Raw genomic sequence first — 26492 nt, forward strand, 5'->3', positions numbered from 1 at the left:
CAGCCGCCCCTCAACCCGTCTTGATCGCCGCCCAGGCCCGCGTGATGGCGCGGTCCTGCTCCTCGCTGAAGGGTTTCGGCGCCCAGAGCCGCGATTTCACCGTCTCGTCGGGATAGACCGCCGGGTCGTCCTTCACCCAATCCTCCACGAATTCGAGCGCGGGCAGGTTGGCGTTGGCATAACCGGTATAGTTGGTGCAGGCCGCGATCACCTCGGGCTGCATCAGGAAATCGAGGAACTTGTAGGCATTCTCGGTATTTGGCGCATCCGAGGGGATGGCCATGCAATCGACCCAGATCGGCGCGCCCGACTTCGGCACGAAATAGGCGAGGTTCATCTCGATCCCGGCTTCCGCCGCGCGCGAGGTCGCGACGCTATAGTCGCCCGACCAGTTGTTGATTGCGCAGAGTTCACCGTTCGGGATGGCGTTCAGATAGTTCGCATTGTCGAAAGTGCGGATGTAGGGCCGGATCGGCTTGAACGCCTCGACCACCTTGTCATAGTCGGCCAGATCGGTCGTGTTGCCGTCGAGCCCGAGATAGGTCAGCACCATCAGCATGATGTCGGTCGGGCTGTCGAGGATCGAGATGCCGCAATCGGCAAGCTTCTCGGCATTCTCGGGCTTGAAGATCGTGTCCATGCTTTCCAGATCGGCGTCCGGCAGCCGTTCCTTCACCATGTCGAGATTGTAGGTGATGCCGACCGAGCCCCACATATAGGGCATGGCATGCAGGTTGCCCTCGTCCCAGCCCGCGAGGATCTTCAGGATCGCCGGGTCGAGGTTCTTCCAGTTCGGCAGTTTCGACTTGTCGAGCTGCTGGTAGATTCCGGCCGCGATCGCGCGCGGCATGTCGAGGCCGGCATGGTCCACAACATCGTAGCCGGTCGAGCCGGCCATCATCTTGGCCTGTGCCTCTTCGGCCGAGGAATAGGTGTCATAGACGACCCCGATGCCGGTCGCGGCTTCGAAATCCTCAAGTGTCGTCTCGCCGATATAGTCGGACCAGTTATAGACATTGACCGTTCCGGCCTGGGCCCAGGAGGGCCGGACGTAGGGCATGGCGAGCGTTGCACCAAGGGCGGCGAAAGTCTGACGGCGGTTCAGTCTGATCATGGTCATCCCCGTTGGTTTTGCGCCGCGCCATGACGAACGCGGCTTTGGTTGGTCTAGTTTGACTGCGATTCGTGCGTGGTTAGAAGCAAATTCTCGTTGATATTGGCGAGCTGGTCTTCGGCGGGCGGGTCCGGCAGGCGGGTCACCGGAAGGATTCGGCGGAATCCGTCGTGATAGACCCGGACACCATATTCGAGGTCCGAGAGGTGGAAATTCTCGAATGCCGTCGATTTCATCGATTCGTTCGACCAGATCGCAAGCTGTTGATCTTCCTTCGAAGTTTCGCGGTCGATCCGATAGGCGAGGTAGCGCGCGATCCGCATCTCGCGCGTCTCGTCGGCACGGCGGTACATCCGCCCGGTCAACCGTGTCTTGCCGGGGCTGAGGGGGATGTCCTGATAGAATTGCGCGCCCTCGGGCGTGAAGGCGATAACCGCATTCGGAAATAGCCCGTAGTAGGTCCAGGCCTTTCGCAGCCTTTCCGGTAGCCAGTCCTGCTCCGGTGCAAGACCGACATAGGCCTTGACCGACCAGAGCCGCCCGGGCTGATCGCCGAATTCTGCGTAGGAACTGACGAGGTTTCCGGGATGCACGCGGTCGACATAGCTGCGGCCGTAGAGGTCTTGCAGCGCCGGATGGGCCATCGGCACATGATAGCCCTCGTTGTCGACGTCGCGCACCGACTTCCAGTTGACCGGCAGTTCACTGTCCCAAATGGCCGCGTCCGCGGGCAAGAGCTCCTCGGCGCGGTAGGCCGCGAAATCGACCTCATAAGGCGCGAGCCAGTCGGCGACCGACGGCTGTGATCCGGGGTGAAAACGCAGGAAGATGAAGCCGTGCCAGATTTCCATCTCGACCGGCTTCAGCCCGAATTGCGTGCGGTCCATGTCGCCGAAGCTTTCAGGCCGCGCCGCACCGCGCAGCGTGCCATCGAGGTTATAGACCCAGCCGTGGAAGAGGCAGACCATTGCGCCCTTGCAATGCCCGGATGCGCCATCCACCACGCGCGCGCCGCGATGGCGGCAGAGGTTGTGGAAGGCCCGCACCACGCCGTCGCGGCCGCGCATGATCACCGCGCGTTCGCCCAGCAGGTCAAAAGATATCCAGTCGCCGGGCGACGGCACGTCGTTCACATGGCCCGCGACCTGCCAATGGGTCAGGAACAGCTCAGTTCGCTCCAGATCGAAAAGCGCCTGGGAATGATAGGTCCAGCCTGGAAGACCGCGCCGGTCCCATCCGTTCGGAATAGCCATCGTGCCGGGGGCGAGTTCGCTCAAACCGCTTCCTCCATGTTGCGTAGAATCCATTTGTGGAAATCGTGGATCGCATATTCCTCGGGCATCAGTGTCCCGTGCTGGTAGGCGGGCGAGCGGAGGCCACGCTGATTGAGTTCGGCCACCTCGCAATCCTGTGCCATGACGATCTTGGCAAAGGCCGCGACCTCGGCCGCGTCAAAGCCCGGCTGGTCCAGCGTTTCCTGCGGAAAATACCATTCGGCGGTCAGGCGTGTGGTCTCGGGGCCCGTGGGTTCCAGATAAACAGCGCGGACATAGTCGACATGGGCCACGACAAACATCGCCGGATAGACGGTGACGAAATTATAGCCGTTCTGGCGTTCGACCGGCGAGAGGTTCGGAAATTCCGGGCCACAGGGCGCGCCTGAGGCCGTCCAGGTCGCGGCGCCTTCCTTCAGCATCGGCTGCGGCGCCTCGTCCGGCGTCCAATCCGGCGCCTCGTTCCGGCCCATAATGCCCGTGCCATAGATCGGCACCATATCGCACAGTTCGGGGTGAACGCCCGGGCAATGCAGGCATTCGTTGTAATTTTCCCAGAAGACCTTCCAGTTGCAGGCCAGGTCCTTCACCATCCGGTGCCCGGTCACCAGGCTGTCCATCGGCCAGTTGTCCAGATAGGCTAGGCCCATGTCGGGTTCGATCTCGCCCGGCGCTTCGCTCAGGTTCACGAAGACGAAGCCTGCCCAGACCTTCACCGCAACCTTCATCAGCCCGTGATCTTCCTTGCGGAAGTCGTCTGTCGGGTGGGCGTGACCGGTGGCCACCAGCCGCCCGTCCTTCGCGGCGTAGGCGAATGCGTGGTATTTGCAGGTGACAAGTTTGCCCATCGGTTGGGTGTCGTGGCTGCACAGTTCCGCCCCCCGGTGGCGGCAGACGTTGTGGAAGGCCGACAGTCCCCCATCCGGCGTGCGGCACAGGATCACGCTCGCCGCGCCGACCGTCAGCCGCTTCATCGTTCCCGGCTTGAGGTCGCTCAGCCGTCCGGCCGCCACCCAGGTCCGCGCCCAGATCGTGCGCTGTTCCAGCGCATACCAGCCCGGATCATGATAGGCCTCTGCCGGCAGCGTCTCGGGGCAGTGATCCAGGATCGGGGACTGGGGATGATGGTGCAGGCTCATGGCGGTTCTCAGAAGGCCCCCGGCGGGGTTGCCGTGCGGCGGGCGGGTTTGAAGAAGGGCCGTTGGCAGACGGTCGCCTTCAGCATCAGTTTGACATATTGCAGCTCGCGCATCGCATAGACTTCGACCCACAGATTGCCGTTCTTGTCGGCATGGTAGGGCCGTTTCAGATGGGCGAGCGCGATGTTGCGCTTGCAGGTCGGCGACCAGACGGCGCCGGTGATATGGCCGACCTCGTGCTTTTTGTCGTGATAGATCAGCGAATGTTCGGCCGAGACATTGCCTTCGATATCCAGCCCGACAAAGGCCCATTCCGAGCCCTTCTCACCTTCGGCCTTGAGCGCCCTGCGGCCGGTGAAATGGCCCTTGTCCCAGGAAATCAGCCAGTCGAGACCCATCTCGAAGGGCGAACGCACACGGTCCTCGCGGACCGCCTGATGGACGGGCACGAAGTCGAGGTTGGTGATGATGAACCCCGCCTCGACCCGCGCCATGTTGAGCGCATTCGACCCGATTGGCCGGATGCCCCAGGGGGCGCCGGCGTCAAATAGCAGGTCCCAAAGCGGCAACGCATGGTCGGGCGTCGTCCAAAGCTCATAGCCCAGATCGCCGGTGAAGCCGGTGCGCGAGATCATCAGCTCCCCCCCGTCGAAGGGGAAGGTCGCCATCCGGAAGGGCTTCAGGCCCGCGACGTCGAAGCCCGCCGCCCGCAACACCATCGCGGTGCAAGGGCCTTGCAACGACAGGGCGGCAATCTCTTCGGTGACCTCTTCAATCTCGACATCGAAACCGAAGGCTGAATCGAGAAGCCAGGGCAGGTGCCGTTCCTGGCAGCAGATGCGATATTCGTCCTCGCCCAACCGGAACAGGGTGCCGTCGTCGATGATCTTGCCGGCGTCGTCGCACCAGATCGTGTACTGGACCCCGCCCACGGAAAGCTTGCCGACATCGCGCACCGTCAGCCGGTTCAGATAGGCCAGTGCCTCGCGGCCCCGGACCCGGTACTTGACCATCGGACAGAGGTCATAGACCGAGGCCGCATTGCGGATCGCGGTATATTCCATCGCCTCGTCGTCGAAGACGAGCGCGGTCGTATAGCCGCCCCACGGCCCCCAGGAATTCATGCGGTTTGCCGCCGCCGTCCGCGGATGGAATGGCGTCTGGCGGAGCGGCGTCAGGTAGTGCAGCCGGGGGTCGGTCAGCTTCTCCATCCTCATGCCCGCGCCTCCTTGATGATCCGCTCGGCGGCGTTCCAGCCCGAAGCGCCTGAGATGCCGCCGCCGGGATGGGTGCCCGCGCTGGCGAGCCAGAGACCCGCGAGCGGCGTTTGATACTGCGCTATTCCGGCGATCGGGCGCAGGAACAGCATCTGTTCCACGCTCAGTTCCCCATGGTGCCAGTTGCCGCCCACCATGCCGTAGCGCGCCTCGATGTCGTAGGGCATCATCATCTCGGCATGTTCGATCAGATCGCCGATGCCGGGGGCGTGTTCTTCGAGCATTCCAAGCGTATTCCGAACGTATTCCAAACGTATTCCATCCGGGTCGCCCTTCGGCGCGTGCGGCGCAAACTGGACGATGGCCGAGACGACGTGCTTGCCGTCCGGCGCAAAGCCCGGCTCGTGCGCCGAGGGCAGGACGATTTCCATCACCGGCCGGTCCGGCACCTCGCCATACTTGACCGCGTTGAAGGCGAGTTCCACCGCCTCTTCCGACGGCGCGATCACAAGGCGCGACTTCAGGTCTGCGCCCCGGAAATCGGGCGCGGCCTTCAGTGCCAGATGCAGCTTCGCCGCCCCGCCGCGCGACTTCATGTGGCGGATGCGGTTCATCATGCCGGTATCAAGATGCCGGGCGCCCACAAGGTTCAGGAAGGTGGTCTTGGGACTGATGGCCGAGATGACGGTCGGCGCGCGCAGTTCCTCGCCGCCGTCCAGCCGGACGCCCGTTGTCCGGTCCTCTTCGACGATCAGTGCCTCGACGCGCGCGCCGGTGCGGATCGTGACGCCCGCCTCGGTCGCGGCGCGGGCCATCGCCGCGGCGACCGAGCCCATGCCGCCCTTCGGCAAGGCGATGGCGGCGCGGTTCCCCGCGGCCTCGCCCGCGAAACGGTTCAATAGCTGGATCAGCGAATTGGGCGAGCGCGGGCCGAGCCAGGTGCCAAGCGTCGCATCAAAGGCCAGAAGCCCTTTCAGACGGCTGTCGGTCAGTTCGTCGTTCAGCACGTCATAGACGTTGATGAGGATCATCCGCAGGAATTCGCGGAAGTCGTCCTTGCCCATCATCCGGACGCCGAGGCCGAGCTTCGCAAGCCGCATATATTCGTTGCCGACACCCTTCGCGACGCGCGGTGCCGTCATCGCCTTGAAAGGCGCGAGCGCGCCCGCAAAGGTCAGAAGCTGGCGGCGAAGATCGGCCCAGGCCTTGCGGTCTGCGTCCGAGATATTGCCCTTCAGGACCGCGCCCGCCGCGCCTTCCAAGACCAGATGGTCGCCGGTCGCGCTGACGGCGGTCGAGGTCAGGTTCGCGGCGACATAGCTCAGCCCCTGCCGGTCAAGCGCCATGCCCGAGGCGACGCGCGGGTCGATCATGTTGGCGATATGGGCAAGGCCCGGCGCCCGGAAGCCGGGCGCGAATTCATGGCCGACAGCGGCGCCGCCGGGCGTGGCGGCGGATTCCAGCACCAGCACCTTGCGGCCCGACTTTTGCAGCCGGTGGGCGGCGGCAAGCCCGTTGGTGCCGCCGCCGATCACGATCACATCATAGGACGGCATAGGCTTCGCTCATGTCTTTCTTGGGCTGTTTGATGTCACGCAGGATTTCCGAGGCAGCGTTGCGGCCCGGGGCGCCCATGACGCCGCCGCCGGGATGGGTCGAGGATCCGCAGATCCACAGGTCCTGGATCGGGCTGCGGTATTGCGCGCAGCCGGGAACCGGACGGTTGAAGAGCAACTGGTCGAAGGTCAGTTCGCCCTGGAAGATGTTGCCCTCGGTCAGGCCGACCTCTTTTTCCAGCTCGCGCGGGGTGCGGACCTCGTAATGCAGGATCGAATCCTTGAAGCCCGGCGCGTATTTCTCGATCTGGTCCAGACAGGTCTTGGCAAACCCGTCGCGGTCTTCGTCGGTCCAGTCGCGGCCCTCGATCTTCGGGGACGCATACTGGACGAAGCAGGACATGAAATGCTTGCCCGGCGGGGTCATCGTCGGGTCGATCATCGTCGGGATCATCATGTCCTGGAACGGGTCCTGGCTGTAATGGCCGGCCTTCCAGTCGTCGTACGCGCGTTCCATCTTTTCGATGGAATCAGTGAAATGCATGTCGCCCTTTACATAGGGCGATCCTTCGGGCAGCGCGGTGAACTTCGGTGCGCGGTCGAGCGCGATGTTCAGCTTGCCCGATGAGCCGCGGATTTTGAACGCCTTCACCCGCTTCACGAACGCGCCCGGCAGGTCGGCCTCGTCGACATGTTTCAGGAAGGTGCGCTTGACGTCCATGTTCGAGACAACACGTTTCCCAAGGACCTCATCGCCGTTTTCAAGCACAACGCCGTAAGCGCGGCCGTTCTTCACCAGTATCTTCTCGACACCTGACCCGGTGCGCACCTCGCCGCCTGCTGCTTTCAGGGACGCGGTCAGCGCCTTGGTGATCGAGCCCATGCCGCCGCGGGCAAAACCCCAGGCGCCGACATTGCCGTCGACATCGCCCATCGCGTGATGAAGAAGGACATAGGCCGTGCCCGGCGACATCGGACCAAGGGCGGTGCCGATGATCGAGGCGACGGCCTGATAGGCTTTCACCGTCGGATGTTCGAAATATTCGTCGAGGTAGTCGGCGATCGACATGGTCCAGAAGCGGATCATGTCATACATCGCCATTTCCGACAGGCCAAAAATCTGCTTGCCGAGCCAAGCGAGTTCCGAAAGGTCGCGCGGGCGGAAGCTGGACGGGTCGGGCGCGGTGCGCAAAAGCATCGGGCGGATGAAGCGGCAGTGGCGCAGCACGTCGCGAGCGTAACGGTCATAGGCCTCGGCGTCGCGCTTGGAATGCCGCGCGATCTCGCGCCGGTTGGCGTCATGGTCGCGGTGCATGCCGAGGTAGTCACCGCCTTCCATGAAGACCGCGCCGCCTTCGTAGGGCAGGACCTGCAACCCATGCTTCGGCAATTCGAGGTCGCGCATGATCTCGGGTCGGAAGAGCGACGAGACATAGGAGCAATTCGAATAGGTGAAGCCCGGGTAAAGCTCGCGGCTGACCGCCGCACCGCCGACCCAGTCGTTCTTTTCGACGACCATCACCTTGAGGCCGGCGCGGGCGAGGTAGCAGGCTGCAGTCAGCCCGTTGTGCCCCGCCCCCACGATCACCGCATCGTAGATCATGCGCGTTTCGCTTCCTCTTCGAAATATTCCAGCGTGAGGTCGACGGCGGTCTCGACCGCCTTCAGCGTGTCGGTCAGGCAAGTTTCGTCAAGCCCGTGCGCTTCGCACATGAACCAGGGTTCGCGGCTGTCGGGTTCGCAGATCACGCCGAGGTCGTGCAGGTAGTAGGCCATCTGGTCGTAGAAGGAATAATCCGACGTCTTCCAGGCGCGGTAGTTGTCGGGCGGAACCTCGGCAAAGAAGAGGCCGAACATCGAGGGGTGGCCCGTGTAGCTGTGGGTGATCTTGCGGGCGTCGAGGATTTCGGAAATGCCCGATTTCAGCCGTTCGCCGTAGTTCGCAAGGGTTTCAAGCGCGGGCGTTTCGTCGAGGATGCGGAGCGTTTCCTCGGCGGCGGCAAGCGAGACCGAATGGGCGGTATAGGTGCCGCCGTGCGACGCGCCGCCGTATTTGAAGGTGCGCATCACCTCTTCGCGGCCCGCAACGATCGAGATCGGGTAGCCGTTCGCGACGGCCTTGGCGAAGGTGGTGATGTCGGGGGTCACGCCCATGAGGCCCTGGATGCCGCCCTTGCCGACGCGGAAGCCGGATTTCACCTCGTCGATGATCAGCATCACGCCGTACTTGGTGCAAAGCGCGCGGGCAAGTTTGACATAGTCGGGGGACGCCATGATCGAGCAGCAGTTGCCCTGAATGGGTTCGATCAGCATCGCGGCCAGCTTGTCGCCGTGCCGCTTGAACATGTCCTCGAGCCGCTGGAAATCGTTCATCGGCGTGATGTGGGCGAGCTTCTTCACCGTGGGCGGGATACCCTTGCCGTAGGGCACCAGTTCGGGATCCTCGTTCGAGCCGAGATCCCATTCGTCCATGTTCGACATCCACATGGCGGCGTCGAAGAGGCCGTGGTAGCCGCCCTCGACCAGAAGATAGCTTTCGCGGCCGGTGTGGGCGCGGGCCAGCCGCAGGGCGGCCATCACCGCCTCGGTGCCGGAGTTCGAAAAACGCACAAGCTCGGCCGCGGGCACCATCTTCGAGATGCGTTCGGCGACCACCAGTTCCTTTTCGGTGGAAAGCGCAAAGACCCCGCCGACCTCCATCCCCTTGCGGGCGGCGGCATCGACGCGGTCGTCGGCGTAACCGAGGATCGCCGGACCGTAGCCGAGGCGGTAATCGACATAGGCGTTGCCGTCGATGTCCCAGGTGCGGCCGCCCTTGCCGTGGCTGACATAGATGGTGCGGTCGTCGCCCCAGTAGCGGAAGGTGGAGGAGACACCCAGGGGCAGTTTCTTGACCGCGCGCTGAAACTGGGCGTTGGATTTGGTAAGGGTGCGGCTCGGAAGCGCTCGCATGGAAAAGTCCTCTGATGCTGTCGACCGGAGGGCGGCGCAGTCCGACCGGCGCGCCAGCCCATCCTGGTTTCGTGATCAAATCTAGGAAGATTCTGACTGAGCTGTCAATCAGAATATTGACTGGTCATCCAAAATGAATGAAAACAGCTTGCAGAGTTCGGATGACGCTCTATCTATGCGGTCAATTCAGGAACCCGAAGGACCCGGAATGGATCAAAGCGCCGCCAGCACGGAGGCCGCCCAGAAGCCGCCGCGGAAACTGAGCCGCGAGACCCGGCGCCAGCAGCTGATCGACGCCACGATCGAGACGATCGCGGTTCGGGGGTATGCGCGCACGACCCTGACGGATGTGGCGAGCCAAGCGGGGCTGTCGCACGGGCTGGTGAACTTTCATTTCCAGAGCAAGGAAAAGCTTCTGTCCGAGACGCTGCTGTTCCTGGCCGAGGAATATCGTGACAACTGGACCCAGGCGCTGGCCGATGCGGGCCCTGCCCCGGCCCACCGGCTGGACGCGATGCTGCGGGCCGATTTCAATCCGTCGATCTATACGCAAGCGAAGCTGTCGGCCTGGTGCGCCTTCTGGGGCGAGGCGCAGTGCCGGCCGCTTTACCAGGACCATTGCGGCGCGAATGACGCGGCCTATCAGGCGGCGATGGAAGAGCTGTGCGTCGAGCTGAAGGCCGAGGGCGGTTACCCCTACGATCCGATCCGGGCGGCGCGGGTGCTGCGTGTGACGACCGAAGGCGTATGGCTGGACATGATGACGGTCAGCACGCCTTATGATCAGGAAGAGGCGCTGGGAACGGTGCATGCCTGCGCGGCGGCGCTGTTTCCCAAGCATTTCGGGCCGGACGGGCTGATCGTCTGAAGGATGTCGTCCGGGCTGCGCCCGGCCGATCCGCCGGGGGAGGCTCTGCCTCCCCCGAACCCCCTCCGGGATATTTAGGAACGAAAGAGCATGAGGGTGTCAGGCCGCCGGGCCGGAAATGCGCCTGAGGACGGCGTCGAGGCCTTCGTCCCAGGCATCAAGGGCGCCGTGGCTGGTCAGGATGTCGAGAAGTTGCAGGGTGATGCCGCCAGGGGTGGTGACGCCCTTGGCGATGTCGGCGAGCGGGCGGTTTTCGTTGAGAAGGACCTCGGCATTGCCGCGAAGCGTTCCCGCGACGAGGGCGCGGGCGGTGTCGGGCGGAAGGCCCTGGGCTTCGAACCAGCGGATGATATGGGTCATCCAGCCCACCGTCGCGCCGGAGAAGGCGCCGAAGGTGGCGGCGGCGGTGAAGGTCTGTTCGTCTGCGAAAACGTGGACCGGACCGATGTGAGATAGGAAGCCGCGCCAGAATGTATCGTCGGGGCAGAGGATCGAGGGGCCGAGGCGATAGGCATTGGCATAGCCGGGCATCATGCCGATCGTGGGCTTCGCCGGGCCGATGACCTCTTGCAGCCGGGCGAGGCCGGTACCGGCCATCGCTGAGAGGACCGGCTGGCCGGGGCGGAAGGTCAGGCGGGCAAGCTCGTCCGCGCCGGAGGCGGCGGGCAGCGCGACGAAGAGGGCGTCCGAGCGGTCCACGACCTCCTGATTGCTGGCGGCGATGGCGCAGCCATGATCGGCGGCAAGCCGGCCAGCCGTTTCGGCGCCGCGCGGCGAGAGGAGGAAGTCATAGGGCGAACCCTGGAGGCCGCGCATGAGGAGGCCGACAAGGCCGCCGACACCCAGAAAACCGACCGTGGTCATGGCATTTCCTCCAGCACTTCGGCGATGGCCTGCGCGGTCAGAGCGATGTCATCCTCGGTATGGACGATGGAAGAGAGCGAGTGAAGCGTTGCGGAGGGGTTCATGTAGATGCCCTTGTCCATCAGCCGGACGGCGAAGTCGCGGAACTTCACGCGATCCACATGGCGGCAGAAATCGCGGTAGTCGGCGATTTCCTCCACCTCGGTGAAGAAGATCTGAAACATCGAGTTGACGCCCTGGCAGATCACTGCATGGCGGTTGGAATGCTTTGCGACCTTGCGAATCTCGTCCGCCATCGCCTTGCCGAGGTTCTTGATGCGGCGGAAACCGGCCTGATCGTCGGCGAGCATCTCCTCGAGCATCACCTTCGTCACATGCAGCGCGAGGCGGCCGGCATTGTGCGTGCCGAAATGCAGGACCTTGCCCCATTCGAGGCCCGCCATGATCTCGTCCCGCCCGCCGATCATTGCCATGGGCAGCCCGCCGCCCAGCGCCTTGCCATAGGTGACGATGTCGGGGGAAAGCCCGTAAAGTTCGGCGCAGCCACCGGCGGCGAGGCGGAAGCCGGTGACGGTTTCGTCGAGGTAGAAGAGCGCGCCATACTGGCGGCTGAGCTCCTGCATGCGGTTGAGATAGCCGGGTTTCGGCGGGATAACCCCCATGTTCGCCATGACCCCTTCGGTCACGACGCAGGCGGCGTCGCGCCCGTGCAAGGCCATCGCGCATTCCAACGCCTCGACATCGTTCCAGCGGACGACGATCGTGTCCTTCCAGGCTTCCTCGGGGATGCCGGACGAGTCGGGGATGCGGATCGGGTCGTTCGGATGGCCGAGGAGCGTGGGCGGATAGGGGTTGGTGTTCAGCAGGACCGCATCCCACCAGCCGTGATAATGGCCTTCGAACTTGATGATCTTGCGCCGTCCGGTATGGCCGCGCGCGAGGCGGAAGGCGCCCATCGCCGCCTCGGTCCCGGTGTTGGCGAAGCGGACCTTGTCGACATGGGGGAGGAGGTTCACCAGCATTTCGGCCACCTCGACCTCGACCTCGAGCGCGGTGGCGAAATGGCTGCCGCGCGCACCTTCGCGGGCGAGGACTTCGGCGATCTTCGGATGGGCATGGCCGAGGGGCAGCGCGCCGAAGGCCATCATCCAGTCGATATATGCGCGGCCATCGACATCATAGAGCCGGGCGCCCTGGCCGTGGGACATGTAGCGCGGTGTTGTGCCGAAGGCGGCCGGCCCGCGCGAGGCCGAGGAGACGCCTTCGACCAGCACCTTGCGCCCGCGTTCGAAGAGCGCTTCCGATCTTGGTCCGGCCATTCTTGCCCCCTGTCTTGTAAATTTTCCGAACCAGATGTTATTATAGGAACATCAGGGAGTCAAACATGCCGCCACTGACCGACCGACCAAGGCAGACTGAAGCGCACGAGGCGCTTGCCGCCCGTATTCGCCGCTGGCGCGAGGTGCGCGGCTGGAACCAGCAGGCGCTGGCCGACCGGGCAGGGTTTGCGCGCTCGACGCTGTCGAAGATCGAGAACGGGCTTCTGTCGCCGACCTTCGAGATATTGCTGAAGATCGCGCGGGGGTTCGGCTGCGACCTGTCGGATCTCGTACGGCCCGAGGCACCGCGGCTGGCCGGACGGCTGGTGATCGAACGCGGATTGCCGGGCGAGCCGGTCGAGGATGCGAAGAACCGGCTTTGGCCGCTTGGGGCGCAGATCAAGGGGCGGGGGTTTCAGGCGATGATCGTCGAATTCACCGAAACCGACATCGACGCCTTCGGACCCTGGAACCGGCATGAGACCGACGACATGCTGCATGTGCTGTCGGGGCGGCTGGCGCTGCATACCGAAGGCTATGAGACGGCGGTCCTTGGACCCGGCGATACGGTGCATTTCGACGGGGCGATGCCGCATGCCTGTTTGAGCGCGGGGCCGGAGGTGTGCCGGTGCCTTTATGTGTTTGCCGAGCGGGACGGCGCCCTTCCGGACCTGGATCGCCAGACGACAGGTTAAAAATCTTCGGACCCTGAAGAAAAAGCTAGTTATCAAAAATATAAACGTTTACATTTGCCAAAAGCGCACGAATCATCGCGTGGCGCCCTTGGGGGGAGATTGCGACCTTTGGCTGGCCTGAGGATAGAAAACCTGCGCAAGTCGTTTGGCGCGGTCGACGTGCTGAAGGGCATCGACCTTGATATCCGCGACGGCGAGTTCGTGTCTTTCCTTGGCCCCTCGGGCTGCGGGAAATCGACGCTGCTGCGCTCGATCGCGGGGCTGGAGGAGCTGACCGACGGGGCGATCCATCTGGGAGATCGCGAGATCACCGACCTGCCCTCGGCCAAGCGCGACATCGCGATGGTTTTCCAGAATTACGCGCTTTATCCGCATATGAACGTGCGCAAGAACATGTCGTTCGGCCTGTCCTTGAACGGGATGAAGGCGGACGAGATCGAGCGGCGGGTGACGGAGGCGGCCGAGGTGCTGCGCATCACCGAGCTTCTGGACCGCAAGCCCAAGCAACTGTCGGGCGGGCAGCGCCAGCGGGTGGCGATCGGGCGGGCGATCGTCCGGAAGCCGAAGCTGTTCCTGCTGGACGAGCCGCTGTCGAACCTCGATGCGGGCCTCAGGGTGACAATGCGGGCGGAACTCGCGGCGTTGCACGAACGGCTGGGCGTGACGATGGTCTATGTGACCCATGACCAGGTCGAGGCGATGACCCTGTCGAACCGGGTCGTCGTGCTGGACAAGGGCAAGGTCAGCCAGTTCGGCAGCCCCCTGGAGCTGTTCCACCGCCCGGCGAACCTGTTCGTGGCGGGTTTCATCGGCAGCCCGAAGATGAATTTCCTGACCGCCCGGCCGGCCGGACAAGACGGTTTGGGCGTCACGGTCAGCTGCCCGTCCTTCAACCGGCCGGTCGCGGTCGAACTGGCGGCGCCGGTGGATGTACCGGGCGACCTGACGCTGGGCATCCGCCCCGATCAGCTGAAGATCGGCGCGCCGGACGCGGGCCATCTGACCGGCACCGTCCGGCTGGTGGAGCGGCTGGGCACGGAAAGCCATGTCCATGTCGCGCTGGATGACGGCACGGCGCTGGTGATCATCACCGACGGCACGCACCCCGGCCGCACCCATGACCGCGTGGGCCTGACCATCCCGGCCGAGGCCGCGCATCTGTTTGCGCCGACCGGCCAGGCGCTGCCGCGCAAGCTCGACCCCGATACCGAACGACTGCTTCAGATCTAACCGGGCCCGGAACGGCCCATTCTCTGGGAGGAGAAACGATGAAGAGACGTCACCTGATCATCGCCCCGGCCATCCTGACGGCCGTTTTCTGGGGCGGCGCGGGATTTGCACAGGACAAGGTGCTGCGCTTTGCCACCTGGGACAGCGACGAAAGCCTGGCGATCCAGGAAGCGATCGCGCGGAAGTTCGAAGAGGCGAACCCCGGCGTGAAAGTCCAGGTCGAAGCTTACGGCGACGGCTACGACGACAAGCTGACGGCGGCGATGGGCGCGGGCGACCCGCCCGACGTCATGTATATGTGGAATTATCCATCGTATTATCAGGCGCTTATGCCGATGGACGACATGATCGCCCGCGACGGCGAGGCGATGAACCTTGCCGACATCCCGCCGGGCCTGATGAACGGCGCGGTGATCGAGGGCAAGACCTATGCCATGCCCGTGGGCTTCACCACCCATGTCATCTTCTACAACAAGGACCTTCTGGCTGCTGCCGGCGTTGCAGAACCGGCCGCGGGCTGGACCTGGGCGGACCTGCGCGCGGCCGCCGCGAAACTCAGCAATCCTGGCGAAAAGACCTACGGCTTTGCCGTCGATGCCAAGCCCGATCCGTTCGACTTTGAACAGTTCTTCTGGTCGAACGGCGCCCAGTACATCTCGGATGATGGCAAGACCCTTGATGGCGTGATGAACAGCCCCGAGGCAGCCGAAGTGCTGACCATGTTCGCCGACATGGTGAAAAGCGGCGAAGCCATCGCGCTGAACATCGGCGATGAGACGTCGGGATCGAGCCTGTTCAAGACGGGCAAGCTTGCGATGCTGGAAGGCGCGATGTGGAACAAGGGCGGCATTGACGAATCCGGTGTGAACTATGGCGTCGCGGTCCTTCCGGCCTTCGGCGACAAACCGGTGAAATCCACGATCAATGCCTCGGGCATCTCGATCGCCAAGGATGCCGATGACCCGGAGTTGGCTTGGGAATTCGTCAAGTTCTTCTCCTCGCCCGAAGCCGTCGCCATGCGCACGAATGACCTGCCGATCCGCAACAGCGTCGCCGAAAGCTCGGGCAAGACAACCGATCCCAAGTTCGCGCCGTTCTTTGCGATGCTTGCCAGTGGCGACGGCACCACGCCTGCCTTCCTGAAGAATGCCGAATGGGGCCGCATCCAGGAAAACCTTGCCGTGGCGATCGAGGGAACGATGATCGATCAGGGCAATGCCCAGGCGCATCTGGACGAAGCCGTCGCGGCCTCGGCCCGCTTCCTCAAGTAACCCCGGAATTCACGGAGAGATGGGAACCATGGCCACCGCCCCCGCAACCCCGCGTCCCTCCCGGCGCAAGGCGCGTGGCGCAGGTATTACGCCATGGCTCTTCATCTCTCCGTGGATACTGGGTTTTCTGTTCTTCACCCTCGGGCCCCTGGTCTTTTCCTTCGTAATGAGCCTGCACGACTGGCCGATTGTGGGGACGCGGGAGTTCATCGGGCTCGAGAATTATCGGACGATGTTGCAGGACGACCCGCAGTTCTGGAAAAGCCTCTGGATCACGGTGAAGTTCGCGGGCCTTTTCGTGCCCCTCAACATCGTGCTCTCGTTCCTGCTGGCCGTGCTTTTGAACCTGAACCTTCGGGGCACGGCGATCTACCGGACGGCCTTCTACCTGCCCTCGGTCATCTCGGGCGTGGCGCTGGTGACGATCTGGTCCTGGATCTATTCGAACGAATACGGTCTGCTGAACTATCTTCTGTCCTTCGTGGGCATCGACGGGCCGAACTGGCTGGGCGACCGGACCTGGGGCATCGTCGCGATCACGGTCGCGAGCCTCTGGGGTCTTGGCGGGTCGATGCTGATCTTCCTGGCCGGTTTGCAGTCGATCCCGAAAGAGCTTTACGAGGCCGCGCGGGTGTCGGGCGTGCCACCTTGGGCGCAGATCATCTACATCACCCTGCCGATGCTGTCGCCGATGATCCTGTTCACGCTCATCACCTCGATCATCTCAGCCTTCCAGCAATTGACCATCGCGCTTCTTCTCACTGACGGCGGGCCGGTCAATTCGACCTATTTCTTCGCGATGTACATCTACAAGACCGCCTTCCGCTTTCACGACATGGGCTATGCGGCGGCGATGAGCTGGGTGATGTTCCTGATCATCCTGATCCTGTCGATGCTGGTCATGCGCTGGTCGGCGGCCTGGGTCTATTACGAGGGTCAGGCCAGAAAGGACGACGCCGATGCGTAAGACGCTTGGATATTCCGCGCTGATCTTCCTGACCGCGCTCTTCGCTGCGCCCTTCGTCTGGACGCTGATCACCGCGCTGAAGACCGAGGCCGAGCTTTATGCCTATCCGCCGGTCTTCTGGCCGGCCGAGTTGAAATGGGAAAACTTCTCGAACGCCTGGACGGCGCTGCCTTTCACGACCTTCCTGAAAAATTCGGTGATCGTGGTCGTGCTGTCGACCGTCGGCCAACTCGCCTCGTCCTCGCTGGTGGCCTACGGGTTCGCCCGCTTCCATTTCCGCGGCCGCGATCCTTTGTTCGTGCTTCTGCTCGCGACGATGATGATCCCGTGGGACGTGAAGATGATCCCCTTGTACATGGAGTTCAATCTTCTCGGCTGGATCAACACGCTGAAGCCCTTGATCGTTCCGGCCTGGTTTGGCGAGGCCTTCTTCATCTTCCTTCTCAGGCAATACATCATGACGATCCCGATGGAGATCGACGAGGCCGCGCGGATGGATGGGGCCAATGCCTGGCAGATCTATTGGCGCATCCATCTGCCCTTGATGGCGCCGGCGCTGGTGCTGGTGGGGACGTTCCATTTCATGAATGCCTGGAACGATTACCTTGGGCCGCTGATCTACCTGAACGACCAGTCGACCTATACGCTGCCTTTGGGGTTGGCGCTCTTCAAGGGTCTGCACGAGGTCGATTACATCTCGATCGCGGCGATCACGGTCATCCTCTGCCTGCCGCCCCTCGCCCTCTTCTTCTATGCCCAGCGCTACATCATGGACAACGCGCTTGGCTCGTCGGTGAAGGGCTAGATGCTGTTCGATTTCGCCCATGTCCCTTTCAGCCGCAGGGGCCGATTCCTGACCTTGTCCACGATGGAGGGCGCGGTCTGGCTGCGGTCGGTCAAGGGCGGCGATCTGAAGCCGTCGCTGGGGCGGCTCTGCCGGGTGTCTTTCATCGGACCGGATGGCAAGGGTCGCGAGGTCGCGTGGACGCTTGCGCCGGAGCGGCTGGTGGCCGAGGCGGCGGAGGGCCGGGTCGAGTTTTGCATCGGCGACGGCGAGCGGCTGCACTTGCGTGGCAAAGGTCTGGGCGTCGCCTTCGATTTGACGGGCTCGCGATACGATTATGCCTACCGGACACCGCAGGGAGACCATTGTCTGGTCGCAGCCGCTGAGAGCACACGCCTGCTGCCGCGCGTGACGAAAGGCGCGGTGACGGTCACCGGCGACTGGCGCCGCGACAGGGCGGACAATGTGGCGATGATCTTTTCCGGCGACGCCGGGTTCGAAGGGGCGATCGACCTTTTCCCGGCCCTGCCGCCGCCCCCGGCATCGGTCGGATTTGACGCGGTTTTGGCTGAAACAGGATCTGATTTTGCCTCTTGGCTGGCCCGCACGCCAGCGGGCGGTACACAGGAAGCGCGCAGGCTGGCGGCTTATCTTCTCTGGGCCAATACCGTGCCCGCCGAAGGCGCGCTGACGCGGCCCGCGATCTACATGTCGAAGAACGACATGATCAACATCTGGTCCTGGGACAATGCCTTCTCGGCCCTTGGCGTTGCGGCGATGGACGAGGGCCTCGCCTTCGACCAGTTCGGCGCGATCTTCGATCATCAGCACCCCTCGGGCCTTCTGCCCGACTTCGTGAACGACCGCGATGTCAGCTTCGCCTTCACCAAGCCCCCGGTCCATGGCTGGGCGGTGCTGCGGCTGATCGAGCGCCACCCCGATTGGCTGACCGAAGACCGGCGACAGGCGCTGGTCGGATGGTTTTCGGCCCAGGTCGGCTACTGGCTGACCCATGCGCGCAAGGGTGCCTCCAGCCTGCCCGTCTATTTCCACGGCAATGATTCCGGCTGGGACAATGCGACCTTCTTCGCCGAGGGCGGGCCGGTCATCACCCCAGACCTGCCGACCTTCCTGATCCTCGCCTGCGACTGCCTTGCAAGCCTCGACCGAGAACGCTCCGCCGCCTGGCAGGCCGAAGCCGGGCAGCTTTACAGCCAGCTGATCGCCAATCTTTGGACCGGCGAGACCTTCGGCACACGACTCGCCGCCGACCCTGCGCGGCTGCGGACGGATCAAAGCCTGATCGGATTCATGCCCCTCCTCCTTGGTCCGCGCCTGCCGCGCGAGATGGCGGCCAAGCTGATCGGCCGCTTGAAGGCGGGCGGCTGGATCAGCGATTGGGGCCCCGCAACGGAAAGCACGGCAAGCCCGCTTTACGAGGCCGACGGCTATTGGCGGGGCCCGATCTGGGCGCCCACGACGATGCTTCTGTGGGACGGGCTGATGCGCCAGGGTGAGGTGACACTCGCCCGCGACATCGCCCGCCGCTTCTGCCGGATGTGTGAAAAATCCGGCATGGCCGAGAATTTCGATGCTCTTTCGGGCACGGGGCTGCGCGATCGCGCCTTTGCCTGGACATCCGCGGTTTACCTATGGCTTGCCGCCTCGCTAGAAGAGGGTGGGGAAACGAGCGGGGGGCGGCCATGAACGGCGGGCAGGCAAGACCGACGATCAAGACGATCTGCGCGATGACCGGCCTGTCGACGGCGACCGTGTCGAAGGCGCTGCGCCAGTCGCCCGAGGTCCGGCCCGAAACCCGCGCCATCGTCGAAGAGGCGGCGCGCAAGGTCGGCTATTCGACGAACCTGCACGGCGTGCAGCTTCGAACCGGCAAGACCTATCAGGTGGCGATCCTGATGACGACGCCCACCAGTGATCTGGTCGAATGGGAAGGCGTCGAATATGCCCAGCTTCTGTCTGGCATCTCGCATGCGATGGAGGGCACGCGCTACCGCGTCGCGCTTTACCCGATCCGCGATTACAACGAGGCGCAGGACACTGTGCGCCGGATCATCAGGAACCGGCTGGCCGACGGCGTGATCTTTTCCGGCACAAGGCCCGACGACGGGCGGGTGCGGCTGCTGCAGGAGGCGGATTTTCCTTTCGTCACCTATGGCACGACCGAAGCCCATGCGCCGCACGCCTTCGTCGACAGCGACAACGAGGGGATCGTCCGTACCGCGATGCAGCGGCTTTTCGACCGGGGTCACCGGCGCATCGCGCTGATCAACCCCGGCGAACATCTGAGCTATGGCCGCACCCGGCTTGCGACCTACCAAGACATGCTCAAATCGGCCGGAATAGACTATGACCCGGCACTGGTCGCCCATGGCATCCTGACCCCCGGTTTCGGGCGGGAACAGGTGATGATCATGCATGCGCTGAAGGATCCGCCCACCGCCTATATCTGCGCGAACGAAGCCTCGGCGCTTGGCGCGCTGTCAGGCTTTGCCGCCTGCGGGCTGGTGCATGGCCGCGACGCGGTGATCAACGCGACCGACGATCTGAACGTCTCGGCCTATTTCACTCCGCCGCTCACCACCTTCTACCTGCCCATCACCCGGCCGGCCGAACTGCTTGGCCGCCATATCCTGAAGGTGATGGCCGGCGAGCCGCCCGAGCGGCTGCAAACCCTTCTGATGCCCGACCTGATCGAACGCAGCGACGACCGGCTGCGCACCATTGAAAGACCCTGAATGTCCGCCTTCCTGCATGCCCCGCCCGCCCTGTCGACCGAGGCGCTTGAGCGCCTTGTCCGCGATCGCTTTGGCATCGCAGGCCAGGCCCGGCCGCTCGCCTCGGAACGCGACCAAAATGCGCGGATCAAGGGGCCGGACGGGACCTATGTGCTGAAGATCGCCAATGCGGGCGAGGACCCGGCGCAGATCGCGCTGCAGAACGCGACGATGGCGCATCTGGAGAAGGCGGGCGTTGCCGGGCTGCCGCGGATTGTGCGGACGCGCGACGGCGCCGATTGCGCGGCGCTGGAGCAGGACGGGGCAGCGCATCTTGTCCGGCTTGTCACCTGGATCGATGGCCAGCCGATGTCGGAGGCGCCGCGGACACTGACGCAGCTTGCAAACCTCGGCGCCTTCATGGGCCGGGTGTCGCGCGGGCTGCAGGGCTTTGGTCATGCGGCCGCCTTCCGCCCGGATTTCTACTGGTCGCTCGACCATGTTGCGGGGCTGGCACCCTGGGCGGCAGATATCGCCGACCCGGCGCGACGGGCGCTGGTCGAGGGGCTGTTCGCCCGCTACGCGACCCGCATTGCCCCGCGCCTGCCCGCCTTGCGCGCCTCGGTCCTGCATCAGGATGCAAACGACAACAATGTCATCGTCCGAGCCGATGCGCCGGACGAGATCGCGGGGCTGATCGATTTCGGCGACATGTGCTTCGGCCGGACGGTGAATGAGCTGGCGATCACGCTGGCCTATGCGCTTTTGGACACGCCCGACATCTATGCCGCCGCCCGCGCGATCATCTCGGCCTATGTCGCAGAATTTCCGCTGCTGGAGGCGGAGGCAGAGGTTCTTTACGACCTCATGCGCATGCGGCTGGCGGCGTCGGTCTGCATTTCCTCGCACCAGTCGCGGTTGCATCCGGAAAATGACTATCTTCTGATCTCGCAGGCCCCGGCCTTTGCGCTTCTGGAACGGCTGGACCGGATCGACCCGGAATTCATGGTGGCCTTGTTCCGCCGCGCCGCCGGTTTCGCCGCCACGCGCAATCAGGCGCGGATCGCGGCGTTTTTGGCCGGAACAGAGCCTTTTTCGCCCTTTGAGCCCGATCTTCGCACCTCGGCGCGGATGGCGCTTTTGACGAATGGCGAACATGCCGGCATGCCCGCCTTTTCCGACCGGGCGTTCGATGGCTGGTTTGAAGCGCAGCGCCCCGCAGCCCTGCCCCAGGGCGAGGCCTTCTATGGGTTCGGCTCCTACGGCGAAAAGCGCCGGGTCTATGCGACCGACCAGTTCGCCGATGCGGCGAGCCCCGAACGCCGCACCCGGCATCTGGGCATTGATGTCTTCGCGCCAGCCGGAACCCCGGTCTTTGCCCCGCTGCCGGGCAAGGTGGCCTTCGTCACCTACAATGCCGATCCGCTGGATTATGGCCATACGCTGATCCTGGAACATGACGCGGGCGGCGTGCCGTTCTGGACGCTTTATGGCCATCTGGGTGGTTCGCTGCCGGGCCTTTGCAAGGTGGGTGACCGGGTCGAGGCGGGGCAGCTGATCGCGCATCTGGGCGACTGGCACGAGAACGGCGGCTGGGCGCCGCATGTGCATTTCCAGACCATGACCGACATGCTGGCGCAGACGGCGGGCAATTTCTTCGGCGTCGGGCACGACAGCCTGTGGGATGTCTGGTCGGGCATTTGCATCGACCCGAACCTGATCCTGCGGCTGGCGCCGGAATCGTTCGACATAGACCCTGATCCGCCTGAAAAGCTCATGGCGCGGCGGGCAGAGCGGCTGGGACCGTCGCTTTCTGTCTCGTACCGCGACAAGCTGAAGATCGTGCGCGGGCGGGGTGCTTACCTTTATGACCACACCGGGCGGGCCTATCTGGATGCGGTCAACAACATCACCCATATCGGCCATTGCCATCCGGCGGTGACCGAGGCCATCGCGCGGCAGGCGGTAACGCTGAACACCAATGCGCGTTACCTCTCGAACCTGATCCTGGATCTGGGCGACCGGATCACCGCGAAGCTGCCCGGCGATCTGAAGGTTGCCTATTTCGTCAATTCCGGCACCGAGGCGAACGAGCTGGCGCTGCGCATCGCCCGCACTGCGCTTGGCAAGAAATCGACCGTGGTGCTTGACTGGGCCTATCACGGCAATTCTGGCGGCATGGTCGAAATCAGCCCCTACAAGTTCAAGCGCAAGGGCGGCTTCCCGCAGCCCGACTTCGTCGAGATCGCGGAATTTCCCGACCCCTACCGCGGCCCGCACAAGGGCATGACCGAGGCGGCGGGGCGTGCTTACGCGGCGGATGTCGGACGGCAATTAGACTCTATTCAAGCCAAAACCGGCACCCGCGCTGCGACCTTCATCGCCGAAAGCATCTCGGGCGTGGGGGGGCAGGTGATCTATCCGCCGGGCTACCTCGCCTCGGTCTATGATCAGGTGCGGGCGGGCGGGGGCGTCGTTATTGCCGACGAGGTGCAATGCGGCTTCGGGCGCGTGGGCTCTCATTTCTGGGGGTTCGAACTGCAGGGCGTCACGCCTGACATCGTGGTGATGGGCAAGCCCATCGGCAACGGCCACCCGCTCGCCTGCGTGGTCACTACCCCCGACCTTGCCCGGCGCTTCGCGAACGGGATGGAATATTTCAATTCCTTCGGCGGCAATCCGGTGTCGATGGCGGTGGGCCATGCTGTCATGGACGTGATCGAGGCCGAGGGGCTGCAGGCAAAAGCGCTGGAGACGGGGGCCTATCTGCTTGACCGGTTCGCCGACATGCAGACGCGCTTCCCCATCATCGGTGACGTGCGCGGCGCGGGCCTGTTCCTGGGCGTCGAACTGGTACGCGACCGCGCGACGCTGGAGCCAGCGACCGACGAGGCCGGGCTGGTCGTCAACCATATGCGTCGGTTGGGGGTTCTCGCCTCGACGGATGGTCCCTTAGACAATGTCCTGAAATTCAAGCCGCCCATGGTCTTCGGCCGGGCTGAGGCCGACCGGCTTCTGGCTGCGACCGAAGCCGTGCTGACCGCGCTTGGGCAAGGAAGACTGACATGACCGACCTGACGCGGGGCCCCGACCTCGGTGTCTGCTATTACCCCGAACAATGGCCCGAGGCGAAATGGGCCGAGGATGCCGCGCGCATGGTGGCGCTTGGCCTCACATGGGTGCGGATCGCCGAATTCGCCTGGGCGAAGATCGAGCCCCGCCCCGGGCATTTCGACTGGGACTGGCTGGACCGTGCGGTCGAGACGCTGGGGTCCGCCGGATTGAAGGTAATCCTCTGCACCCCCACCGCCGCGCCGCCCAAGTGGCTCGTGGACCTCTACCCCGAGATCCTGCCGGTGGCCGAAGATGGTACCGTCCGCAAGTTCGGCGCGCGGCGGCACTATTGCTTTTCCTCGATCCGCTACCGGGAAGAGGCGGCAAGGATCACCGGCGAGGTGGCCGGGCGCTATGGCCGGAACCCCCATGTACATGCCTGGCAGACCGACAATGAATATGGCGATCACGATACGATCCATTCCTATTCGCCGTCAGCCGAGCGCGCCTTCCGGCTGTGGCTCGAGGACCGCTACGGCACGATCGAGGCGTTGAACGCGGCCTGGGGCACCAGCTTCTGGTCGATGACCTATCAGGGCTTCGACCAGATCGAGCTGCCGAACAATCTGGTCGAGGAACCAAGCCCGACCCACCGCGTCGATTTCATGCGCTTTTCCTCGGATCAGGTGAAAAGCTTCAACAAGGCGCAGGTCGAGATCATCCGCGCCCTGTCGCCCGGCCGCCCGGTCACGCATAATTACATGAACCAGCACACGGCTTTCGACCATTTCGCCGTGGGCGAAGACCTCGATATCGCCTCGTGGGACGTCTATCCGCTGGGCGGCCTTGTTCATGGCCGGCTGAGCGAGGCGGACAAGGCGCGCTATCTGCGGGTGGGCGATCCCGACCAGACAAGCTTCAACCACGATCTTTATCGGGCCGTCGGGCGTGGCCGGATGTGGGTGATGGAACAGCAGCCGGGGCCGGTGAACTGGGCCACGAACAATCAGGCCCCCGCCGACGGGATGGTGCGTCTCTGGACCTGGCTCGCCTATGCCCATGGCTGCGAGATGGTCAGCTATTTCCGCTGGCGGCAGGCCCCTTTCGCGCAGGAACAGTTCCACGCGGCGCTGCTTCATCCCGACAGCACACCTGATCAGGCCTTTCACGAAATCGCGCAGGTGGTGGCAGAGGCCGCCGCCCTGCCGCCCTGCGGCCCCCGCGCGCAGGCGCCGGTCGCTTTTCTCTTCGATTACCCCTCGCGCTGGGGGGCAGAGACCCTGCCGCAGGGCCAGAATTACCGCGTCGCGCATGTGGCGCTTGACTGGTACGGGGCTTTGCGGCGGCTTGGCCTGGATGTCGACGTGATCGGCCAGCATTCAGACCTGGCCGGCTACCGCCTGATCGTCGCGCCCGACCTGATGATCGCCGATCCGGCCTTCGTCGAGCGGATCGCGGCCTCGGGTGCAAAGGTGCTGTTCGGGCCCCGTTCGGGCTCGAAGACCGAAGCGATGCAGACGCCTGCGACCCTTGCGCCGGGATGTCTGGCGCGGCTGATCGACATGCGGGTGACGCGGGTCGAAAGCCTGCCGGACTATCATCGCGAAGAGCTGCAGATCGGCAACCGACGCCATGCCGCGCGGCGCTGGCGCGAGACGGTCGAGACGCGTGAGCAGGTGCTGGCGACCTTCGCGGGCGACTATCGCGACGGCGCGCCCGCGTTGATCGGCAATGACCGCGCGCGCTATCTGGCCACCCTGCCCGCCCCCGACGCGCTGCGCGAGATCATCGCCGATGTACTCGACTGGGCCGGAGTTGCTCACCTGCCCGACCTCGGCGACCTGCGCCTGACGCGCCGCGGCGGGCTGACCTTCGCCTTCAACTACGGCCCGGATGCGGCTGACTTGCCCCTGCCGCCCGTGGCACAACTGTTGATCGGCGACCGTCTGCTGCCCCCGGCGGGGGTGGCGGTCTGGATAGATTGACCGGGTCAGGTTTGCCGCGACGCCGCCGCGCGCAAGAGCGTCGCCGCTGCCTCGCCCGCCGCCAGCATATAGGCCGGGTCGCGGTGCATAAGCACGAGCGCGAAGGCCCCGTCGAGAAGCAGCATCACCTGCCGCGCGAGATCATCTGCCGCCTGATATCCGGCGGCGGACAAGGCGCCTGACAGCCAGCCCTCCACCCGTTTCTTGTGGGTGCGCGCCACCAGAATTGCGGGGTGGCCAGGCATGTTGGCAAGCTCCGCCGCCGTGCGCAGGAAGCCGCAACCGTTCCATTTGCGGTTATTCGCTGCCTTTGCGAGCTGGGCGAAAATGATGCGGACGCCCTTCTCGGCGTCGCCCTCGGCCCGGCGATACCAGTTCTGGAACAGCTTTAGGTTCGGCTGATCGCGTTCGCTCAGGTACGCGGCAACCAGCTGATCCTTGCTGTCGAAATGATAGTAGAGCGTCCGCTTCGTCACCCCGGCGCGCTCGGCGATCGCATCGACGCTGACCGCGCGGATACCCTCGCCGTAAAAGAGATCGGCTGCGGCAGATACGATGCGGCTTCTGGTGTCGGGCGGATCGTTCATGGCGGCAATGTATACCGACTAGTGAGTATAAACAAATCCCCTCCTGCAACAGACTTGGCGCGTAAAGCCCTGAAAGGACGCGCCATGTGGACCCATATCTCGTTAACCCAGAGAGACCGGATCGCGACGATCACGCTCAACCGGCCTGAAAAACTGAACGCGCTGAGCTACGCCATGATCGACGAGCTTCTCGCCGCGCTCGACCGGATCGAGACCGACCCTTCGGTCGGCGCCGTGATCCTGACCGGGGCAGGCCGTGCCTTCTCAGCGGGCGGCGACATTCCCGAATTCGCGCAAAGCGTCCGGCGCGGGACAGATGCCGCCCTGCAGGAGTTCGTCGCCCGCGGTCAACGGCTGACCGCGCGGATCGAGGCTTTCGCCAAACCGATCATCGTCGCGGTAAACGGGCTGGCCTATGGCGGCGGCTGCGAGATCACTGAAGCCGCCCCCCTATCCATCGCGGCCGCCTCGGCACTGTTTGCAAAACCCGAGATCAAGCTCGGCATGCCGCCCACCTTCGGCGGCACCCAGCGCCTGCCGCGCCTTGCAGGCCGCAAGCGGGCGATGGAACTGCTTCTGACGGGCGAACCCTTCACCGCCGACCGGGCGCTGGAGCTTGGACTGGTGAATGACGTCGTGCCGGACGAGACCCTGATGGCTGCAGCTGAGGGCCTCGCGCGGCGCATCCTGCGTCATTCCCCGCTGGCAATCGCAACCGTGATGACCGCGGTCACCCGCGGCCTGAACCAGCCGATCGCCGAAGGGCTTTTGGTCGAGGCCATGCAATTCGCCCGCATGGTGCCAAGCGAGGACCTGCCCGAAGGCCTGATGGCCTGGCAAGACCGCCGCCCCGCCGACTGGCGCGGGCGGTAGGGCGATAG

General features: G+C 64.3%; 21 protein-coding genes. 11 read left to right on the plus strand and 10 right to left on the minus strand.

What is annotated here, in order from left to right; genetic code table 11:
- Nucleotides 1-10: 10 nt before the first annotated feature.
- Genes OU426_RS14610 through OU426_RS14640 form a run of 7 tightly spaced genes read right to left on the minus strand, consistent with a single transcriptional unit; the run spans nt 11 to nt 9252 of the window.
- Nucleotides 11-1114 carry a polyamine ABC transporter substrate-binding protein gene (locus OU426_RS14610; RefSeq protein ID WP_267634776.1) on the minus strand — a complete coding sequence of 368 codons (1104 nt, stop codon included), beginning with the start codon at nt 1112-1114 and terminating at the stop codon, nt 11-13.
- A 53-nt stretch (nt 1115-1167) separates the two neighbouring features.
- A complete protein-coding gene (locus OU426_RS14615; protein ID WP_267634777.1) occupies nt 1168-2391 on the minus strand; it encodes an aromatic ring-hydroxylating oxygenase subunit alpha in 1224 nt (407 codons plus the stop codon).
- A complete protein-coding gene (locus OU426_RS14620) occupies nt 2388-3527 on the minus strand; it encodes an aromatic ring-hydroxylating oxygenase subunit alpha (RefSeq protein WP_267634778.1) in 1140 nt (379 codons plus the stop codon). Before OU426_RS14620 ends, OU426_RS14615 begins: the two co-directional genes overlap by 4 nt.
- 8 nt (nt 3528-3535) lie before the next feature.
- Nucleotides 3536-4744 carry an aminomethyl transferase family protein gene (locus OU426_RS14625; protein WP_267634779.1) on the minus strand — a complete coding sequence of 403 codons (1209 nt, stop codon included), beginning with the start codon at nt 4742-4744 and terminating at the stop codon, nt 3536-3538.
- Nucleotides 4741-6300 carry a phytoene desaturase family protein gene (locus OU426_RS14630; RefSeq protein ID WP_267634780.1) on the minus strand — a complete coding sequence of 520 codons (1560 nt, stop codon included), beginning with the start codon at nt 6298-6300 and terminating at the stop codon, nt 4741-4743. Before OU426_RS14630 ends, OU426_RS14625 begins: the two co-directional genes overlap by 4 nt.
- Nucleotides 6287-7903, minus strand: coding sequence for a phytoene desaturase family protein (locus OU426_RS14635; protein WP_267634781.1), 1617 nt, complete (start codon nt 7901-7903; stop codon nt 6287-6289). Before OU426_RS14635 ends, OU426_RS14630 begins: the two co-directional genes overlap by 14 nt.
- Nucleotides 7900-9252, minus strand: a complete 1353-nt coding sequence (locus OU426_RS14640; protein ID WP_267634782.1) for an aspartate aminotransferase family protein — start codon at nt 9250-9252, stop codon at nt 7900-7902. Before OU426_RS14640 ends, OU426_RS14635 begins: the two co-directional genes overlap by 4 nt.
- A 208-nt stretch (nt 9253-9460) precedes the next feature.
- Here OU426_RS14640 and OU426_RS14645 point away from each other — a divergent pair, with 208 nt between their 5' ends.
- Nucleotides 9461-10120 (plus strand): TetR family transcriptional regulator, encoded by a 660-nt coding sequence (locus tag OU426_RS14645; RefSeq protein ID WP_267634783.1) that lies wholly within the window; start codon nt 9461-9463, stop codon nt 10118-10120.
- Between the two features lie 99 nt (nt 10121-10219).
- On the opposite strand, the gene OU426_RS14650 is transcribed toward OU426_RS14645, so the two are convergent.
- Both OU426_RS14650 and OU426_RS14655 read right to left on the minus strand, forming a co-directional pair.
- Nucleotides 10220-10984 (minus strand): pyrroline-5-carboxylate reductase dimerization domain-containing protein, encoded by a 765-nt coding sequence (locus tag OU426_RS14650; protein WP_267634784.1) that lies wholly within the window; start codon nt 10982-10984, stop codon nt 10220-10222.
- Complete coding sequence (locus tag OU426_RS14655) at nt 10981-12303, minus strand: aspartate aminotransferase family protein (protein ID WP_267634785.1); 1323 nt, start codon at nt 12301-12303, stop codon at nt 10981-10983. The genes OU426_RS14650 and OU426_RS14655 overlap by 4 nt, the downstream gene beginning before the upstream one ends.
- 65 nt (nt 12304-12368) lie before the next feature.
- Between OU426_RS14655 and OU426_RS14660 the strand changes: the two genes are divergently transcribed.
- The 9 genes from OU426_RS14660 to OU426_RS14700 all read left to right on the plus strand — a co-directional run bounded on the left by OU426_RS14660 (nt 12369) and on the right by OU426_RS14700 (nt 25024).
- The gene (locus OU426_RS14660; protein ID WP_267634786.1) at nt 12369-12998 is read left to right on the plus strand and encodes a helix-turn-helix domain-containing protein; all 630 of its coding nucleotides are present in this window, start codon (nt 12369-12371) and stop codon (nt 12996-12998) included.
- 108 nt (nt 12999-13106) lie between these two features.
- A complete protein-coding gene (locus OU426_RS14665; protein WP_267634787.1) occupies nt 13107-14228 on the plus strand; it encodes an ABC transporter ATP-binding protein in 1122 nt (373 codons plus the stop codon).
- Between the two features lie 38 nt (nt 14229-14266).
- Entirely contained in the window at nt 14267-15499 is a 1233-nt protein-coding gene (locus tag OU426_RS14670) for an ABC transporter substrate-binding protein (RefSeq protein ID WP_267634788.1), read from the plus strand.
- Between the two features lie 28 nt (nt 15500-15527).
- On the plus strand, nt 15528-16466 hold the full coding sequence (locus OU426_RS14675) for a carbohydrate ABC transporter permease (RefSeq protein WP_267634789.1): 939 nt from the start codon (nt 15528-15530) through the stop codon (nt 16464-16466).
- Nucleotides 16459-17271 carry a carbohydrate ABC transporter permease gene (locus tag OU426_RS14680; RefSeq protein WP_267634790.1) on the plus strand — a complete coding sequence of 271 codons (813 nt, stop codon included), beginning with the start codon at nt 16459-16461 and terminating at the stop codon, nt 17269-17271. The genes OU426_RS14675 and OU426_RS14680 overlap by 8 nt, the downstream gene beginning before the upstream one ends.
- Nucleotides 17272-18957: an amylo-alpha-1,6-glucosidase gene (locus OU426_RS14685; protein ID WP_267634791.1), complete on the plus strand. Its 1686-nt coding sequence runs from the start codon at nt 17272-17274 to the stop codon at nt 18955-18957.
- Nucleotides 18954-20006, plus strand: coding sequence for a LacI family DNA-binding transcriptional regulator (locus OU426_RS14690; RefSeq protein ID WP_267634792.1), 1053 nt, complete (start codon nt 18954-18956; stop codon nt 20004-20006). The genes OU426_RS14685 and OU426_RS14690 overlap by 4 nt, the downstream gene beginning before the upstream one ends.
- Entirely contained in the window at nt 20007-23054 is a 3048-nt protein-coding gene (locus OU426_RS14695; RefSeq protein WP_267634794.1) for an aminotransferase class III-fold pyridoxal phosphate-dependent enzyme, read from the plus strand.
- Nucleotides 23051-25024 (plus strand): beta-galactosidase, encoded by a 1974-nt coding sequence (locus OU426_RS14700; protein ID WP_267634795.1) that lies wholly within the window; start codon nt 23051-23053, stop codon nt 25022-25024. The genes OU426_RS14695 and OU426_RS14700 overlap by 4 nt, the downstream gene beginning before the upstream one ends.
- 5 nt (nt 25025-25029) lie before the next feature.
- Here OU426_RS14700 and OU426_RS14705 read toward each other — a convergent pair whose 3' ends face one another.
- Entirely contained in the window at nt 25030-25611 is a 582-nt protein-coding gene (locus OU426_RS14705; RefSeq protein WP_267634796.1) for a TetR/AcrR family transcriptional regulator, read from the minus strand.
- An 84-nt stretch (nt 25612-25695) separates the two neighbouring features.
- Here OU426_RS14705 and OU426_RS14710 point away from each other — a divergent pair, with 84 nt between their 5' ends.
- A complete protein-coding gene (locus tag OU426_RS14710; protein WP_267634798.1) occupies nt 25696-26484 on the plus strand; it encodes a crotonase/enoyl-CoA hydratase family protein in 789 nt (262 codons plus the stop codon).
- Nucleotides 26485-26492: the final 8 nt, after the last annotated feature.

This window comes from Frigidibacter sp. RF13, from assembly GCF_026626305.1.
Lineage (GTDB): Bacteria > Pseudomonadota > Alphaproteobacteria > Rhodobacterales > Rhodobacteraceae > TMP-24.